The organism is Pseudonocardia sp. P1 (genome assembly GCF_000178675.2).
Taxonomy (GTDB): domain Bacteria; phylum Actinomycetota; class Actinomycetes; order Mycobacteriales; family Pseudonocardiaceae; genus Pseudonocardia.
Map to the genome: position 1 here is coordinate 99,762 of NZ_ADUJ02000001.1, position 17,358 is coordinate 117,119.

The window sequence follows — 17,358 nt, forward strand, 5'->3', positions numbered from 1 at the left end:
CTCGGTCACCGGGCGATGGTAGATGTCCCGGCCCGCCGGTGGCTGCCCGCTGTGACGGGGCCACCACCGGCGGCGGTCCTGATGGGATGTCCTCCGTGGTCCGGTGGGTCAGCCGGTGTGGTGCGGGAGCGTCACCGAGGACGCGGTGTCCGGGCCGGACAGCACCTCGATCCGGGCGCCGTCCGCGTCGGGCAGCGGACCGGTGGCGCGCGGGTCGTGCCCGGTCACCGTGACCCGGATGCGGTGCCCGGCCGGGACCTCGTACGACGTCGGCAGCATCGCGAACCGGAGCCGAACCGCCCCGCCGGGCGTGACCGGGGCGGCGTCGGCGGCGTAGGCGCGGTGCCACGGCACGCCCTCGGGCAGCGTGTAGGGCGCGGGGTGCTCGGCGCGCAGCGAGATCCGCTGCCGGCCCTCGGTGATCACGGTCGTCCGGCCGTCCGGGGCGACCTCCTCGAGGTAGGCGAACACGTCGCCGTCGCGACGGTCGGTCCGTACGGTCAGGTCGGCGACCGGGGTGCCGGTGAGCTCGGTGGCCGCGTCGAGCACGGGACCGGTCCAGCTCGTCCCGCTGCCGGGGATGTGGCAGGGCTGGATCGTGGAGCCGCTGCCCGGGTCGGTGGGGCACTCCGCCGCGGTGTCCACGGTGAACCCGCGGGCGCCGGGTGCGGCCGAGCCGAGGACGCCGTCGCCGCCGAGCGTCGTGGGCTGCGGGCCGGTCCCGGTCGGGGGCCAGCTCTGCGCCGCCGTCCACTCCAGGCCGGTGGCGTCGGCGGCGTCGGACCGCGGGGTGGCGTAGTGGATCGGCGGTTCGGCGTCGATTCCGGTGTCGATGCCCTTGAGGTGCTGGTCGAAGAACCGGTGCGCCTCCTCGACGAGCCCGAACCCCGCGTTCTCGCAGTGCTTCCACGGCCCGACGAGCAGCCGTGAGCCGGGCACGTTCAGCAGTGTCGCGATGCCCTGGCCGCGGAGCTCGTCGTGCCAGCCGCCGATCACGTAGACGGGGACGTCCGCCGCCCGGACCTGGTCGGCGTAGCTGCCGACGCTGCCCTCGGACCAGAACCGGGACTGCGTCGCGGAGGTCCAGCTGTCCCGGTACGGCATCCCGCGCCACATGTCCGCGAGCGGCGTCGCCTTCTGGTGCTCGACGGCGGCCTCCCGCAGGAGGGTCTTGTCCTCGTCGCCGTCGACCGGGGTGTTCGCGAGGTCCTGCTCGACGGTGCGCGACGGCCCGAAGCCCCACTGGGCGGAGATGCCGCCGACCCGCCACGCGTCGTACTTGTCCCAGGAGAAGCAGCCCGCGAGCACCGCCTTGAGGTGCGGCGGCCGGACGGTGAGGGTGTGCATCGCGGCGTCCCCGGTGTTCGAGCAGCCGTAGACGCCGACGTTGCCGTCCGACCAGGGCTGCGCGGCGAGCCACTCGGTGACCTCGTAGGCGTCGCCGGCCTCGAGCCGGTCGTTGTAGCCGCGCCGCACCCCGAAGGACTGGCCGTTGCCGCGGCGGGCGACCTGGGCGACGACGTAGCCGTGGTCGGTGAGCGTCGGGATCGTCTGGATCCCGCCGGTCTTCGGGCCGGCGCCGTCCTCGGGTTTGCGCTCGGTCGAGAGGCTGTGCTGCCACAGCACCGGGAACGGCCCCGGCGCGGCCCGCCCGTCGACCGCCGGCCGGTCGAGCTTCACCGCGAGCCGGGTGCCGTCGCGCATCGGGAGGAGGAACGACTCGGTGATCCGCTCGGTGAACTGCTTCTCCGGTGCGTAGGACCCGAGTGCGGAGTCCGCGGTGGCGACCGCGGGGCGTGGCACCACGAGCAGTGCGATGCCGAGGGCGGCCACCAGGCCGAGGACGACGAGTGCGGACACGAGCAGTGTCCGGCGGCGGTTTCCGGGCATGGCGGAGCCTCCGTGCAGCGGTCGATGGTGCAGCGGTCGGGTCGGGCGTGGAGCGGTGGGTCAGGGGGCGGGCGCGCCCTCGTCGAGCGCGGTCTCGCGGATCAGCAGCACCGCGACGAGCGCGAGCACCGCGACCGGGAGGGTGGTGAGGAAGACGAGCTGGAGCCCGTGGGTGTAGGAGGCCCGCACGGCGTCGGCGAGCGGGCCGGGCAGCGCCGCGACCTGCGCGGGGGTGCCGAGCAGCCGCCGGACGCCGTCGTCGGTGGCGGGGAGCCCGGCCGCGCCCAGCGCGGCGGGCAGGTCGGCGCGCAGCCGGGCCGCGATGAGCGCGCCGAACACCGCGACCCCGACGGCGCCGCCGAGGGTGCGGGCGAAGGTCGCCGACGACCCGGCGACGCCGACGTCGCCGGGCCCGGCCGCGTTCTGCGCGGCGAGCACGAGCACCTGCTGGGTCAGTCCGGTCCCGGCGCCGAGCAGCGCCATCCCGGCGGCGACCTGCCAGGCCGGGGTGGCCGGGGTCAGCGGGGCGAGCACCGCCAGCCCGGCGACGAGCAGCGCGCAACCGGCCGCGGGAAACCTCTTCCAGCGCCCGGTCCGCACGATCAGCCGGCCCGCCACCGCCGAGGCGACGATCATGGTGCCGATCTGGGGGAGCATCAGCAGCCCCGCGGTCATGGCGTCGTGACCGTGCACCACCTGCAGGAACTGCGGCAGGTAGATGATCCCGCCGAACATCACCGTGCCGACGAGCAGGCCGGCGGCGCAGGCGATGGTGACGGTGCGGCTGCGGAACAGCCGCGGCGGCAGGATCGGGTCCGGTGCGCGGCGCTCGCGCAGCACGGCGAGCACCGTCGTCACCACGACGGCGACGGCGAGCACCACGGTGACCAGCGACGACCACGGCCACGCCACCCCGCCCGCCGAGAGCAGGACGACCAGCCCACCGGAGGCGAGCGCCAGCAGCGCGGCACCGAGGTGGTCCAGCGGGGCGTGGCGGGGCTCGGGGCGGTGGTCGGGGGCGAGCCGCACGAGCAGCGCGGCGGCCAGCGTCACCGGGACGACGCCGAGGAAGCACCAGCGCCAGCCCGGCGCGCCCGGGCTCACCAGCAGCCCGCCGATCAGCGGCCCGGCCACCGACGCGGTGCCGAACGACAGCCCGAACCAGCCGGTGTACCGGCCGCGCTCGCGGGCCGGGACGAGCACCGCGACGAGCGCGTTCGCGCAGGCCAGGATGCCGCCCGACGCCGCGCCCTGCAGGGCCCGGCCGGTGATCAGCCAGCCCATCGTGGGGGCGAGCCCGGCGACCAGGGACGCGACGACGAACAGCGCGATCGCCGCGAGCAGCATCGGCCGCGGGCCCCGGCGGTCGGCGAGCTTGCCCCACACCGGGGTCGCCGCCGTCATCGTGAGCAGTGCCGCGGCCGCCACCCACGCGACCCGGTCCTGCCCGCCGAGCTCACCGGCGATCGTCGGCAGCGCGATCCCGATGATCGTGTTGGTGAGGGAGCCGGTGAACAGCGCGACCAGCGCCCCGGCCAGCACCGCGGGCGTGGAGAGCCCGGTACGGGGCCGGGGCGGGGCCTCAGTCATCGGCCCGGGGCAGCACCTCGGCCTCGATCCAGCTCCCGACGGTGCGGTCCAGGTGGTCCGGGTCGGAGCGGCGGGCGTCGACGTTGTCGGCGTGCAGCTCCAGCACCGGGATCCCGGCGGCCCGCAGCGCGCGGGTGGTCGCCCAGCTGCCGCGGGCGTCGTCGGACACCAGGTGGACGACGCCCTGCACGCCGTGCGTGCGGGCCTCCTTCACGTACCACTCGGCGGACCACGGCGGGGTGTAGAGCTGGTCGGAGAACGCCGCGAACCGCGCGGCGAGGGTGCGGAGCGGGTCGTCGCCATAGCGAACGTAGCCGTCGGCGGCGATCGCCAGGTACATCGACCACACGAACACGGCGCCGTAGCGCTCCTGGAACCGCTGGTAGAACTCCAGGTCGAACCACAGGCCGCGGCCGACCCACATCAGCCGGGCCCGCTCGCCGTCGCACACGGCGGCGCCCGCGGACACCCGGCCGGCGACCTCGTCGTGCAGCCGGTGGGCGGCGTCGCGCGCCCACGTGGTGCCGCGGTGCCACTGCGGGATCATCACCGCGGGGATGGAGTCGGTGACGGCGACCGGGCACGGCCGGGCGGCCGCGACGAGGTCGCGGGTGCGCCGGTTCCACTCCTCCTGCTCGTTGGTCAGCGCCAGCACCTCGGCGAAGCGCTGCTCGGAGAACCGGCGCCCGGTCGTCTGCTCCAGGAACCGGATGAGGCCCTCCAGCTCGCCGACCATGAGGTCGAGCCGGTCGGAGCCCACCGCGTCCTCCCAGTGGTGCGGCATCAGCTCCCACCAGCGCTCCGGGACGGTGTCCGCGGCCGCGCTCTCCAGCGGGTAGAAGGTGACGCCGGGCTGCTCGCCCCAGACGTCGAAGATCTTGCGGGACGCGTCGCCGGTGGTCTCGGCGAGCACGATCGACGGCATCGGCAGCCCGCCCCACGGGGCGCTCGCCGGGTCCGGGTCGAAGGCGCTGCCGAGCGCGGTGGAGCTGTACTGCTCGGTGTGGTCGGGGTAGCCGCGCTCGCGCAGCCGGGCGAGGTGGTCCTGGGTGCGGCGCTTGGCGGCGACGATCGAGGCCCACCACTGGTTGACGACGTAGGGGATGCCCATCGCGCGGAAGACCTCCTGCGGGGCGTCCGCGTTGACCAGGGCGAGCGGGGCGCCGGGAACGTGGTCGCGGTGCAGGTCGGCGAACCACTGCCGCTGGTACGCCGTCGCCGCGGCCGCGCTGGGCAGCCGTCCGGTGCGGGCCGGGGCGCTCATGCGGCCACCGCCGGGGCCCGCAGCGTGCGCACCGCCCGGTCGAGGGCGTCCGGATCGACGCGGCCGTAGGGCTGGTGTTCCAGCGACGCCGCCGGGACCCCCGCGGCGGCGCGTTGCGCCGCCCAGTCCCAGGGCGGGCCGTCGTCGTGGCGGCGGACGTACCCGAGCAGCCCGGCCGCGCCGCGGGCGTGGACCCGGGCCGCGGTGTGCGCGGCCCGCTCCGCGATCGACGCCCGCGGCGCCGCGGGCCCGTTGAACTGGTACCGCTCGGCCAGCGCGAGCTCCAGGCCCGCGGGGTCGCCGGGGTCGCCGACGTCGGTCGCGGCGAGGAGGTCGCCGCGGTCGTGGTCCTCCCCGACGACGAGCAGCCCGGCCGCCTCCACCGCGGCGTACACGTCGGGGGAGTCGTGCGAGGAGCCGGTGAGGTGCACCGGGTGCCCGGGCCGCGGGCCCCGGTCCGGCAGCTCCCCGACCAGTGCGGTCAGCAGCTCCGCGGCCCGGTCCGGCAGGAGCGCGGTCGCGGCGTCGACGACGCCGAGGAACTCGGTCCCGGTGAGCCTGCGCTGCACCCGCAGGTCGCCGGTGGCCCGCAGCAGGCCGCGGACCCGGTCGTGCGCGGTGACGGCGGCGGCGAGCGCGTCGTCACCGGCCGGGCGCCCGGACCGCCCGGCCAGCCAGGTGCGCAGACCGCGGACCTTCGCCAGCACGTAGCGGGTGGTCGTGCGGTGCGGGAGGTGCAGGACGTCGACGAGGTGGACCGGCGGCAGCGCCACCGACGGCTCGACCCGGGCGAGCTCGCGCAGCACGTAGAACAGCCGCAGCGACGCCTCGCAGTCCCGCGAGACGACGAGCACGTCGAGCTGCCCGTACGCCCCGGCGAGCAGCCGGGTCAGCACCGAGCAGGCGACCGGGTCCAGGCCGCCGCCGAGGAGGTCGCGGCCGGGCGAGGCGTCCTCGTGCGGCGAGCCGGACAGCCGCAGCGGGTGGTATCCGGCCGCCGTCAGCAGCTCTACCGGGACGTCGGCGCCGACGTAGCCGGCGACCGGCCGGTCCGGCGTGCGGCCGGGCAGGGCAGGGTCGAGCAGCGCAGCCAGTGCTGCGGACATGGTGGTCCCCCGGGACGGTGTGTGGGTCGGCAGGATCAGATGACGGCGTCGGCGGTGAGGGCCGCGATCTCGTCGGCGTCGTAGCCGAGCAGCTCGCGGTAGACGCGGTCGTTGTGCTCGCCGAGCGCGGGTGCGGGCCCGTCGAGCCCGACGTCGGAGCCGGAGAAGACGATCGGCACGCCGGTCGCGGACAGGTCGGCGGTCGCGCCGTGCCGCGGGTGGGCGAGCGGGACGACCTCGCGCCGGTCGCGCACCAGCGGGTCGCGCACCGCTTCCCGCGGGTCGCGGACCTCGGCGGCGGGCACCCCCTCGGCGGTGAGCCGGTCGATGACCTCGGCCCGGGGCAGCCCGCGGCACCAGGCGCCGATCAGCGCGTGCAGCTCGTCCGCGCGCTCGACCCGCTGGTCGCGGGTGCGGTAGCGGTCGTCGTCGACGAGGTCGTCGCGGCCCATCGCGCGCAGCACCCCGCGGGCGAACGCGTCGGTGGGCGCGCACAGCGCGATGTGCCCGTCGGCGGCCTCCAGGATCCCGAACGGCGCCAGCCGCGGCACCATCGCGCCGGTGCGCTGCTCCAGGCCGACGGCGTCGTAGGCGTCGAACGGCTCGCAGGCCACCAGCGAGGTCAGCGCCCCGAGCATGGAGACGTCGACGTGCTGGCCCTCCCCGGTGGTCTCGGACTGCAGCAGCGCCGACACCGTCCCGACGACCGCGTACAGCGGCGCCAGCAGGTCCCCGACCGGCAGGCCGAACCGGACCGGGTCACCGCCCGGCTCCCCGGCCGTCATCATCACCCCGGACAGCGCCTGGATGATCGCGTCCATCGCCTTGCCGGAGCCCGGCCCGCCCTGCGCGCCGAACCCGCTGATGGAGGTGTAGACGAGCTTCGGGTTGATCTCCCGCACGGCGGCGTAGTCGATGCCGAGCCGCGTGGTGACGCCCGGCGAGTAGTTCTCGACGAGCACGTCGGCGCCGCGGACCAGATCGGTGAACACGGTCTTCGACCGCGGGTCCTTCAGGTTGAGCGTGACGCTGAGCTTGCCCCGGCCGCGGAGCAGCATGGAGACGGACATGTCGTCGTCGTGCGTGCGGCCCAGCGCCAGGCCGTCCCGGCCGAGGTACGGCGAGTTGTTGCGGGAGGTGTCCCCGCCGGTGGCGGGGTTCTCCACCTTGATCACGGTGGCGCCCAGACCGGCGAGCAGCAGGGTCGCGTAGGGCCCGGCGAGCGCGGTGGTCAGGTCGATGACGGTGCGGCCGGCGAGCGGCTGGTGGGTCATGCGGTCTCCTCGAACGTGCCCGCCCCGGCGACGAGCCAGTCGTCGCCGCGGCGGACCAGCCTGCCGCCCAGCCGGGCGCGGGTGGTGATGTCGCGGACGTAGCCGACGACCGGTGAGTCGGGTCCCTGCGGGACGGGGCGGCCGGCGTCGTCGATGCGGCAGGGGACGACGCCCGCCTCGACGAGGCCGCCGGACCCGTCGAACCGGCACGTGGCGACGACGGTGTCCCGGCTCTCGGGATGGAACGGGTAGAAGGGCATGTCCGGGTCGGGGGCGAAGCCGTAGAGCTCCTTCCGCTTCGCCGCCCACGCGTCGCGCTCGGCGCTGTCCCCGCCGGACGCCGGGGTCAGGGCGTGGGTGACGGTGACGAAGTTGCCGAGCCCGTGGAAGATCGGCTTCCCGCGCCAGACCTCGATGCCGCGCAGGATGTGCGCGTGGTGGCCGAACACGGCGTCGGCGCCGGCGTCGACGGCGGCCCGGGCCACCGGCGACTCGTACATCGCCACCGCGGCGGGGGTGTGCCCGACGCCCTTGTGCAGGCCGACCAGCACGACGTCTACCTCGGCGCGCAGCCGCGCGACGTCGTCGGCCATCGCCTCCAGCGAGTCCGGGTCGGCGAAGGTGTAGATCCGCGGCGGCCCGCCGGGGCTCGCGTGGTCGAGCTCGTAGTGGGTGAGCACGTGGACGTAGGCACAGCCCGCCTTGCGGGAGGTCGCCCAGGACTCCCGCGGCCCGACGCAGTTGTAGGACAGCACGCCGATCCGCAGCCCGCCCCGCTCGACGACGGCCGCGGCGCGCGCCTCGGCGAGGTCGGCCCCGGCCCCGGCGGTGAGCAGGCCCGCCTTCCGGGCGTGCGCGACCGTGTCGGTCACGCCCTCCTCACCCGCGTCGAAGACGTGGTTGCCCGCGAGGGTGACGACGTCGAACCCGGCGGCGGTCAGCGCGCCGAGCGCGGCCGGGTCCGCCGGTGGGGCGGGGACGTCGGTGGAGACCTGCACCGTGGTCGTCGAGTGCGGGACCTCGACGTGGCCGACGGTCACGTCCGCGGCGCGCAGCAGTGCCGCCGACGGCGCCAGGAACGACGCCGGGTCGGGCTCGTCGAGGATGAGGTCCCCGACCGAGGCGACGGTGATGCCCGTCGGTGCCGTCATGCGGGGACCTCCCGGGTGTGTCGGGACAGGAACGTGCGCAGCCGCTCGCTCGACGGGTTCCCGAAGATCTGCGACGGCGGCCCGGTCTCGACGATGCGGCCGGCCTCCATGAACACCACGCGGTCGGCGACCTCGCGGGCGAAGGCCATCTCGTGGGTGACGACGACCATCGTCAGGCCGTCGGCGGCGAGGCCGCGCAGGACGCCGAGGACCTCCTCGACGAGCTCCGGGTCGAGCGCCGAAGTGGGCTCGTCGAACAGCAGGATCCGGGGCCGCGTGGCGAGCGCGCGGGCGATCGCGACGCGCTGCTGCTGGCCGCCGGAGAGCTGGCGCGGGTAGTGGTGCATGCGGTCGCCGAGACCGACCCGCTCCAGCAGCGTCGTGGCGTCGCGCTCGGCGTCGGCGGCGCTGCGGCCGTGCACCCGCCGCGGCGCCTCCGTGACGTTGCGCAGCGCGCTGAAGTGCGGGAACAGGTTGAACTGCTGGAACACCATGCCGATGCGCCGGCGCTGGGCGGCGGTCCCTCTCGGGGTGAGCGGGCGCAGCGCGCCGCGGTGCTCGGAGTAGCCGAGCAGCTCGCCGTCGAGGTACATGCCGCCGCCGTCGATCGACTCGAGCTGGTGGACGCAGCGCACCAGGGTCGACTTGCCGGAGCCGGACGGCCCGATCACGACGACGACCTCGCCCTCGGCCACGTCGAGGTCGACCGCGTCGAGCGCGGTGTGGTCGCCGAAGCGCTTGGTCGTGCCGCGCAGGGACAGGACGGGGTTCACGAGGCACCTCCGGAGGGGGTCGTCCGGACGTGACCGCGGGCGAAGCGGCGCTCCAGCCTGCGCTGCCCGATCGTCAGCAGCGTGACGACCGTCAGGTACCAGAGGCACGCCACGATCAGCATCGGGACGATCTCGTAGGTCTGGTTGTAGATCACCTGCACGGAGTGCAGGAGGTCGTTCATCGCGATCACCGAGACGAGTGCGGTGCCCTTCACGACCGTGATGAACTGGCTGCCGGACGGCGGGATGATCACCCGCATGGCCTGCGGCAGGATGATCCGGAAGAAGGTCTGCGCCGGGGTGAAGCCCATCGCCGAGGCGGCCTCGCGCTGGCCGTGGTCCACGCCGAGGATCCCGGCGCGGATGATCTCGGCCATGTACGCGGACTGGACCAGCGACAGGCCGATGACGCCCGCGGTCAGCGGGGTGATCAGGTCGTTGGCGTCCCAGCTCAGCAGTGTCGGGCCGAACGGGACGCCGATCGAGATCCGCGGCAGCAGGTAGGCCAGGTTGAACCAGAAGATGAGCTGGACCAGCGGCGGGATGCCGCGGAAGACGCCGACGTAGACGGTCGCGGCCCACCGGGTCGGCCCGAAGTCGGACAGTTGAGCGGCGGCCAGCGCGCCCCCCAGCACGGAGCCGATCAGCATGGCGAGGACGGCGAGCAGCATCGTGGTGCCCAGACCGCGCAGCACCGACGGATCGAACAGGTGCTCGGCCACCACGTCCCACTGGAACCGCTCGTTGCCGACGCCGAACGCGACGAGCTGGACGGCGATCAGCGCCAGCACGGCCGAGGCGATGATCCGGCCCGGCCGGAGCCGGGGACGAGCGGTGGCGACGTCGTGCGGCCCGCCCGGTGCGGCCCCGGCGGCGGTCCCGGTGGCAGGCGTGCCGGTCGTCCCGGCGGCGGTCACGGTGCGGTCCCCGCGTTGTACTCGGGGGCGGGCACGGTCACGTCGTCCAGGCCCCACTTCTGCATGATCCGGCGGTAGCTGCCGTCCCGGAACAGCTCCTCGAAGGCGCCCTGCATCGCCGGCCCGAGCTCGCTGGACTTGGCCACGTAGAGCGCGAGCTTGTCGGCGGTCGCGCCCTGCTCCTCGGTCTGCGTGACGTAGGTGTAGGCGCCCTGCTGCTGGCTGGTCACGTCGATCGCCGCGGCCTGGGTCATGCCCGCGGCCTCGGCCCGGCCGGACTGGGCGGCGAGCAGGGTGGCGTTGGTGTCGGCCAGCCCGACGGACTCCACGGCGCCGCGCCCGGTCCGCTCGCAGTAGCCGGAGAGCCGGCGCAGCTGTTCCTCGACGACGCTGGCCGAGACGACCGCGACGCGCCGCCCGCAGAGGTCCTCGGTCGCGGCGATCGGGGTCGGGGCGTCCGCCGGGACGACGTAGGACGTCCGGGTGGTCATCCAGGTGACGGTGTCGAACTGGCGCTCGCGCTCGGCGGTGACCTTCACCGGTCCGTTGAACGCGTCGTAGCGGCCGGCGAGCATGCCCTGCAGCGCCGCGGGCAGGCTGTCGACCACACTGGTCTCGATCCGGACGCCGAGCACCCGGCTCAGCTCGTCCTGGATGTCGGCGTCGATGCCGGTGATCTCGCCGCCGCCGCCGACGGTGCGGTAGGGCGGGTGCGAGTCCCCGGCGAACCGGATCACTCCCGACTCCTTGACCGAGTCCGGCAGCGTGGCGTGCAGTGCGGTGTTCGCGCCGGGCTGCGGGGGCGTCCGGGCGGGTTCCCCGACGGTCGCTCCACAGCCGGTGGCCAGCGCGGCCGACGCGGCCACGACCGCGAGGGCCCAGCGACCTGGGCGCGAGTGGCGGATGAGGCGCATGGCGAGGTTCTCCCTGCGTTGGGTCGAGCCATGTGGTCGTCGGGGCCGGGATGGTGCACCGGACCATTGCCGACGATGATGGCGACGAGCGTCGCATGCGATGTCGCCTAAGACAACACCCCGCTTCCGCTGTGCGGAAGTCCGACCGGCGACACGTACGCTCCCGGACGGAGGGATGCCGATGTCGGACGACGGGCGGGCCAGGGCCGAGCCGCAGCTGCTGCTGACCTCGCTGCTCGGCGACTACTGGTACTGGCGGGACGAGCACATCCCGTCCGCGGCGCTGGTGCGGCTGCTCGCCGAGTTCGGCATCGGGCAGGAGAACGCGCGTGCCGCGATGCGCCGGCTCGCCGCGAAGGACCTGCTGACGGTGTCCCGGCACGGCCGGACGACCGCCTACGGCATCCCGCCCCGGACCAGCGACGTGATCGTCGACCGCACGCACCGGATGCTCACCTTCGGAGCGTCCGCCCCCGAGTGGGACGGGTGCTGGACGGTCGTCGCGTTCTCGGTGCCGGAGCAGGAGCGCGAGGTCCGCACCGCGTTGCGGTCCCGGCTGCGGGTGCTCGGCCTGGCCGCCCTCTACGACGGGCTCTGGGTCTCGCCGCGCGATCTCGCCGGGCCCGCCCGCGACCTCGTCGCGGAGCTGGGCGTCGCGCGGGCCACGGTGCTGCGCGCGACCGAGGTGCCCGGCGGGCCGTCCGGCGGCGGGCCCGCGGCGGCGTTCGACCTCGACGGGCTGGCCGCGGACTACCGCGGATTCGTGCGGACCTACGAGCCGCTCCGCGAGGACCTGGCGGCCGGGCGGATCGGGCCGGCCGATGCCCTGCGGATCCGCACCGAGCTGCGGGTGGCGTGGCGGGCCTTCCCGGAGCGGGACCCCGACCTCCCCGCCGAGATGCTGCCGCCGGGGTGGCTGCGCACCGACGCCCAGCGGCTGTTCCTGGAGGTCTACGACCGGCTCGGACCGCTGGCCGAGCACCGGTTCCGGCAGCTGCTCGCCGAGTCCGACCCGGATCTCGCCGAGCTCGCCTCGCACCACGACAGCACGCGGATCTCCCGGCTGCACGACGAGCTCGGCGACCGGGGCTCGCGCGGGGACACGCCGTTCGAGCAGGCCGTCCGGGCGCGCAGGCTGGACGAGGTGCGGCGCGGCCGCCCCTCGGTCTGAACGACAGGAATCCTTCCGCTCTACGAGTGACGTGGGCCACTCGGTCTTGCGCTCGCGCTTCTCCTCGCCGCACTCTCGGCGCATCTTCATCAGGAAACCTGATGATCGACCAAGGAGGTTCGGGTGGCATTCCTCGATCCCGCGACGTGGCAGGACCGGATGTTCACCGGTGCCTGGACACCCGGTGGCGACGGCGTCCGCGAGGTCCGCGAGCCGGCCACCGGTGCCGTCCTCGGCTCGGTCGGCGCGGCCGGCCCCGCCGACGTCGACGCCGCCGTCGAGCGGGCCGTGGCGGCGCAGAAGGAGTGGGCGGCGACCCCGCACACCGAGCGCGCCGCCGTCCTGCTGCGGGCCGCGGCCCTGTTCGCCGAGCACGCGGGCGAGATCTCCGACTGGCTGGTCCGCGAGTCCGGGTCGGTCCGGCTCAAGGCCGGCATCGAGATCGACGGCTCGGCGGGCGAGTGCACGCAGGCCGCCGCGCTGGCGTCGGCCCCGTACGGCGAGCTGCTCCCGGCCGCGGGCCGGGTGAGCCTGGAGCGCAGGGTGCCGGCCGGCGTCGTCGCGGTGGTGTCGCCGTTCAACTTCCCGCTGCTGCTGTCGATGCGGTCGGTCGCCCCGGCGCTCGCGCTGGGCAACGCGGTCGTCGTGAAGCCGGACCCGCGCACCGCGGTGTGCGGCGGCGTCGTCATCGCGCGCGTCCTCGAGGCCGCCGGGCTCCCGGCCGGGGTGCTGCAGGTGCTGCCCGGCGGGGCCGGCGCCGGCGCCGCGCTCGTCGAGCACCCACGGGTGCCGGTCCTGTCCTTCACCGGGTCCACCCGGGCCGGGCGCGCGATCGGCGCGAAGGCCGGGGAGCTGCTCAAGCGCGCCCACCTCGAGCTCGGCGGGAACAGCGCGCTCGTCGTGTGTGCGGACGCCGACCTGGAGGCCGCCGCCTCCTGCGGGGCGTTCGGCAGCTTCCTGCACCAGGGGCAGATCTGCATGGCCACCGGCAGGCACCTGGTGCACCGCTCGCTCTACGACCGCTACGTGGAGCTCCTCGGGAAGAAGGCCGAGCAGCTGCCGGTCGGTGACCCGTTCACCGGCGAGGTCGCGCTCGGCCCGATCATCGACGACGGCCAGCTCGCGAAGGTCGCCGATCTCGTCGAGCGCAGCGTCGCCGCCGGCGCCCGGCTCGTGCAGGGCGGGACCGCCGACGGCCCCTTCTTCCGGCCCACCGTGCTCGCCGACTGCCATCCGGGCGTCCCCGCCTACGCCGAGGAGGTGTTCGGCCCGGTCGCCTGCGTGCGTCCGTTCGACACCCTCGACGAGGCCGCCGAGATGGCGTCCGACACCGAGTACGGGCTGTCCCTCGGCGTCATCACCGCCGACCCCGCGGCCGGGCTCGCACTGGCCGACCGGATCCCGACCGGCCTGGTGCACGTCAACGACCAGACCGTCAACGACGACCCGTCCGCCCCGTTCGGCGGTGTCGGAGCCTCCGGCGTCGGCCGGGTCGGCGGCGCCCGCGCCAACGTCGAGGCCTTCACCGAGACCCAGTGGGTCACCGTCCGCGCGGAGTCCGCGCGCTACCCCTTCTGAGAGGAACGACCATGACCGAACCCTGGGGCAACACCGTCCTCGTCGAGTTCGACGAGGGGATCGCCTGGGTCTCGCTGAACCGCCCGGACAAGCGGAACGCGATGAGCCCGACTCTGAACGACGAGATGGTCGCGACCCTCGACGCCCTCGAGGGCGACCCGCGCTGCAGGGTCCTCGTGCTCACCGGCTCCGGCGACGCGTTCTCCGCCGGGATGGACCTCAAGGAGTACTTCCGCGAGGTCGACGAGTCCGGTGACCCCGGCCTGCAGATCCGGGTCCGCCGCGCCTCGGCCGAGTGGCAGTGGAAGCGCCTCTCGAACTGGTCCAAGCCGACGGTCGCGATGGTCAACGGCTGGTGCTTCGGCGGGGCCTTCACCCCGCTCGTGGCCTGTGACCTGGCGATCTCCGACGAGGAGGCGCAGTACGGCCTGTCGGAGATCAACTGGGGGATCCCGCCGGGCGGCGTGGTGTCCCGCGCGCTCGCGGCAACCGTGAGCCAGCGCGACGCGCTGTACTTCATCATGACCGGCGAGCCGTTCGACGGGCGCCGGGCCGCCGGGATGCGGCTGGTCAACGAGGCGGTCCCGGCCGGGCGGCTGCGCGAGCGGACCCGCGAGCTGGCGCTCAAGCTGGCGTCGATGAACCCGGTCGTCATGCGGGCGGCGAAGGTGGGCTACAAGCTCGCCCAGGAGATGCCGTGGGAGCAGGCCGAGGACTACCTCTATGCCAAGCTCGAGCAGTCCCAGTTCCTCGACGCCGAGCGCGGCCGGCAGCAGGGCCTGAGCCAGTTCCTCGACGACAAGTCCTACCGCCCGGGCCTGTCGGCGTACGCGAGCGAGTAGCCCGGTGCGCGACGACGGACTGGGGTCGTGGCCCGCGCGCCGCGCCCGGATGACGCCGGGCCGGCCGGCGCTGGTGCACGGCGACCGCCACGACACCTACGCCGACCTGGCCCGGCGGACCGCGGCGCTCGCCGCCGGGCTGCGCGGGCTCGGGGTGCGGCGCGGCGACCGGGTCGGCTACCTCGGCCCGAACCACCCGGCGTACCTGGAGACACTGTTCGCGACCGCGTCGCTCGGGGCGGTGTTCGTGCCGGTCAACGCCCGGCTGGCGGCCCCCGAGCTGGCGTTCGTGCTCGACGACGCCGGGGTGTCGGTGCTGGTGCACACCCCGGCGGCCGGGGTGCTGGTCGACGCCGCCGCGGCCCGGACGCTGCGCGAGCGGCTGGTCGTCGGCGGCTCCTACGACGCGCTGGCCGGCGCCGCGGCGGAGCCGGTCGACGAGCCGGTCGGGGCGGACGACCCGTGCCTGATCATGTACACCTCCGGCTCGACCGGCCGGCCGAAGGGTGCGGTGCTCTCGCACGGCAACCTGACCTGGAACTGCGTGAACGTCCTGGTCGAGTCGGACCTCTCCGGCGACGAGGTGGCGCTCGTCGCGGCACCGCTGTTCCACACCGCGGCGCTCGGCATGACGTGCCTGCCCACCCTGCTCAAGGGCGGGACGTGTGTGCTGATGGAGGCGTTCGACCCGGCCGCCGCGCTGGAGCTCGTCGCCCGGCACCGGGTGACGCTGCTGTTCGGCGTCCCTGCCATGTACGACGCGCTCGCCGCCCGCCCCGAGTGGGCGGACACCGACCTGTCGAGCGTCCGGACCCTGCTCTGCGGCGGGTCCCCGGTCCCGGCCGCGACCGCGCGCCGGTGGCTGGAACGGGGCCTCGCGTTCGTGCAGGGCTACGGGATGACCGAGACCGCGCCCGGCGTGCTCGTGCTCGACCCGGGCTCGGCGCGGACCAAGGCGGGCACCGCCGGGGTGCCGTCGTTCTTCACCGACGTGCGGATCGCCGGTCCGTCCGGCGAGCCGGTGGCACCGGGGGAGCGGGGCGAGATCCTGGTGCGCGGGCCGAACGTGATGCTCGGCTACTGGAACCGGCCCGACGCCACCGACGAGGCGCTGGCCGGGGGCTGGATGCACTCCGGGGACGTCGCCACCGCCGACGCCGACGGTTACGTCACCGTCGTCGACCGGATCAAGGACATGATCATCTCGGGTGGGGAGAACGTCTACCCCGCGGAGATCGAGTCCGCGCTGTACGAGCATCCGTCCGTCGAGCTGTGCGCGGTCGTCGGCACGCCGGACGCGCGGTGGGGCGAGGTGCCCCGGGCGGTCGTCGTCCTGCGGGCCGGGGCGGCGGCGGACGCCGACGGCATCCGGGCGCACCTGCGCGACCGGCTCGCCGGGTACAAGGTGCCCCGGCACGTGGACTTCGCCGACGACCTGCCGCGCACCGGGTCCGGGAAGGTCCTCAAGGCCGCCCTGCGGGAGCGGTACGGATGACGGCGACGACGCCCGCCGCGCCGGTGCGGGAGGATCCTGCGGTGCCGGACCGACCGCTCACCCTGTACCTCGTCAAGCGCCTGGAACTGGCGATCCGGGCCCGGATGGACGAGGCGCTGCGCCCGCACGGGCTCACCACCCTGCAGTTCACGGCGCTCACCGCCCTGCGCGAACGGGACGGGCTGTCGTCCGCGCAGCTCGCCCGGCGCTCCTTCGTCACCCCGCAGACGATGAACGAGATGGTGCGCTGGCTGGAGAAGCACGGCCACGTCGTCCGCCGCCGGGACCCGGACAACCGCCGTGTCCTGCTGCTCACCCTGACCACCACCGGCCGTGACCTGCTGGAACGCTGCGACCCGCTGGTCGGGGCGATCGAGGAGGAGATGCTCGGCGCGGTGCCCGACGTCCAGCACCCGCTGTTCCGGCAGAGCCTGGAGCTCGGCTACACCGCACTGACCGACCCCGGGGAGGGGACACCGCCGTGACGCTCGACCTCGACCGGCTCGTCGCGATCGACGTGCACACCCACGTCGAGCAGGACGGCCACGGCTGCCTGTCGCTCGACCAGGAACTGATGGACGCCTCGGCCGGGTACTTCCGCGCCGGCCACGACCGCACCCCGACCGTCGCGACGATCGCCGCCCACTACCGGGAACGATCCATGGCGGCCGTGGTCTTCACCGTCGACGCGGCCACGGCGACCGGGCATCCGGCGCTGTCGAGCGAGGAGATCCTCGACGCCGCGGCGGAGCACCCGGACGTGCTGATCCCGTTCGGCTCGGTCGACCCGCACGACGGTGCCGCGTCGGTGGCCCGGATCCGCCGGCTGGCCGAGCGCGGCGCCCGCGGCTTCAAGTTCCACCCGTCGCTGCAGGAGTTCGAGCCGGACGACCGTGCCCACTACCCGCTGTACGAGGCCGTCGCCGAGGCCGGGGTCCCCGCCCTGTTCCACACCGGCCAGACCGGGATCGGCGCGGGCCTGCCGGGCGGGCGCGGCATCAAGCTGCGCTACTCGAACCCGATGCTGCTCGACGACGTCGCGGCCGACCACCCGGACCTGACGATCGTGATGGCGCACCCGTCGGTGCCCTGGCAGGACGAGGCGATCGCGATCGCCACGCACAAGGCGAACGCCTACATCGACCTGTCCGGCTGGCGGCCGAAGTACTTCCCTCCGCAGCTCGTGCGGGCCGCGGGCAGCTACCTGCGGGACAAGGTGCTGTTCGGGTCGGACTTCCCGGTGGTGACGCCGGACCGGTGGCTGGAGGACTTCGCGGGCCTGGACCTGCGCGACGAGGTGCGCCCGCTGATCCTCAAGGAGAACGCGGCCCGCGTGCTCGGCCTGCGCTGACGGTGCACCATCTCCGTGGAGGGGCGGACGTACCGCACGGCC

The 17,358-nt window shown here is 74.7% G+C and carries 15 protein-coding genes; 6 read left to right on the forward strand and 9 right to left on the reverse strand.

Annotation, left to right across the window (positions count from 1 at the left end):
• Positions 1-108: 108 nt before the first annotated feature.
• Genes PP1_RS00490 through PP1_RS00530 form a run of 9 tightly spaced genes read right to left on the reverse strand, consistent with a single transcriptional unit; the run spans position 109 to position 10,879 of the window.
• A complete protein-coding gene (locus PP1_RS00490) occupies positions 109-1,890 on the reverse strand; it encodes a CocE/NonD family hydrolase (protein ID WP_010226464.1) in 1,782 nt (593 codons plus the stop codon).
• A 60-nt stretch (positions 1,891-1,950) separates the two neighbouring features.
• Positions 1,951-3,480 carry an MFS transporter gene (locus tag PP1_RS00495; RefSeq protein ID WP_075314323.1) on the reverse strand — a complete coding sequence of 510 codons (1,530 nt, stop codon included), beginning with the start codon at positions 3,478-3,480 and terminating at the stop codon, positions 1,951-1,953.
• Entirely contained in the window at positions 3,473-4,744 is a 1,272-nt protein-coding gene (locus tag PP1_RS00500; protein ID WP_010228231.1) for a 2-hydroxyacyl-CoA dehydratase family protein, read from the reverse strand. Before PP1_RS00500 ends, PP1_RS00495 begins: the two co-directional genes overlap by 8 nt.
• Positions 4,741-5,850, reverse strand: a complete 1,110-nt coding sequence (locus PP1_RS00505) for a 2-hydroxyacyl-CoA dehydratase family protein (RefSeq protein WP_075314321.1) — start codon at positions 5,848-5,850, stop codon at positions 4,741-4,743. Before PP1_RS00505 ends, PP1_RS00500 begins: the two co-directional genes overlap by 4 nt.
• A 35-nt stretch (positions 5,851-5,885) precedes the next feature.
• A complete protein-coding gene (locus PP1_RS00510; protein ID WP_010232120.1) occupies positions 5,886-7,124 on the reverse strand; it encodes a CaiB/BaiF CoA transferase family protein in 1,239 nt (412 codons plus the stop codon).
• A complete protein-coding gene (locus tag PP1_RS00515) occupies positions 7,121-8,275 on the reverse strand; it encodes a CapA family protein (protein WP_010232118.1) in 1,155 nt (384 codons plus the stop codon). Before PP1_RS00515 ends, PP1_RS00510 begins: the two co-directional genes overlap by 4 nt.
• Entirely contained in the window at positions 8,272-9,048 is a 777-nt protein-coding gene (locus tag PP1_RS00520) for an amino acid ABC transporter ATP-binding protein (RefSeq protein WP_010232116.1), read from the reverse strand. Before PP1_RS00520 ends, PP1_RS00515 begins: the two co-directional genes overlap by 4 nt.
• Positions 9,045-9,965 carry an amino acid ABC transporter permease gene (locus PP1_RS00525; RefSeq protein ID WP_010232115.1) on the reverse strand — a complete coding sequence of 307 codons (921 nt, stop codon included), beginning with the start codon at positions 9,963-9,965 and terminating at the stop codon, positions 9,045-9,047. The genes PP1_RS00520 and PP1_RS00525 overlap by 4 nt, the downstream gene beginning before the upstream one ends.
• Positions 9,962-10,879: a transporter substrate-binding domain-containing protein gene (locus PP1_RS00530; protein WP_029239624.1), complete on the reverse strand. Its 918-nt coding sequence runs from the start codon at positions 10,877-10,879 to the stop codon at positions 9,962-9,964. Before PP1_RS00530 ends, PP1_RS00525 begins: the two co-directional genes overlap by 4 nt.
• Positions 10,880-11,054: 175 nt before the next feature.
• Between PP1_RS00530 and PP1_RS00535 the strand changes: the two genes are divergently transcribed.
• From PP1_RS00535 to PP1_RS00560, 6 genes are all read left to right on the forward strand, one after another.
• Positions 11,055-12,050: a PaaX family transcriptional regulator gene (locus PP1_RS00535; RefSeq protein WP_010232113.1), complete on the forward strand. Its 996-nt coding sequence runs from the start codon at positions 11,055-11,057 to the stop codon at positions 12,048-12,050.
• A gap of 123 nt (positions 12,051-12,173) precedes the next feature.
• Entirely contained in the window at positions 12,174-13,628 is a 1,455-nt protein-coding gene (locus tag PP1_RS00540; protein WP_075314319.1) for a benzaldehyde dehydrogenase, read from the forward strand.
• Positions 13,629-13,639: 11 nt separating this feature from the next.
• Entirely contained in the window at positions 13,640-14,470 is an 831-nt protein-coding gene (locus PP1_RS00545; RefSeq protein ID WP_010232107.1) for a p-hydroxycinnamoyl CoA hydratase/lyase, read from the forward strand.
• A gap of 4 nt (positions 14,471-14,474) precedes the next feature.
• The gene (locus PP1_RS00550; protein WP_075314317.1) at positions 14,475-15,965 is read left to right on the forward strand and encodes an acyl-CoA synthetase; all 1,491 of its coding nucleotides are present in this window, start codon (positions 14,475-14,477) and stop codon (positions 15,963-15,965) included.
• Positions 15,962-16,450, forward strand: a complete 489-nt coding sequence (locus PP1_RS00555) for a MarR family winged helix-turn-helix transcriptional regulator (RefSeq protein ID WP_033200257.1) — start codon at positions 15,962-15,964, stop codon at positions 16,448-16,450. Before PP1_RS00550 ends, PP1_RS00555 begins: the two co-directional genes overlap by 4 nt.
• Positions 16,447-17,316 carry a 4-hydroxyphenyl-beta-ketoacyl-CoA hydrolase gene (locus PP1_RS00560; protein WP_010237637.1) on the forward strand — a complete coding sequence of 290 codons (870 nt, stop codon included), beginning with the start codon at positions 16,447-16,449 and terminating at the stop codon, positions 17,314-17,316. Before PP1_RS00555 ends, PP1_RS00560 begins: the two co-directional genes overlap by 4 nt.
• The last annotated feature ends 42 nt before the right edge of the window (positions 17,317-17,358 follow it).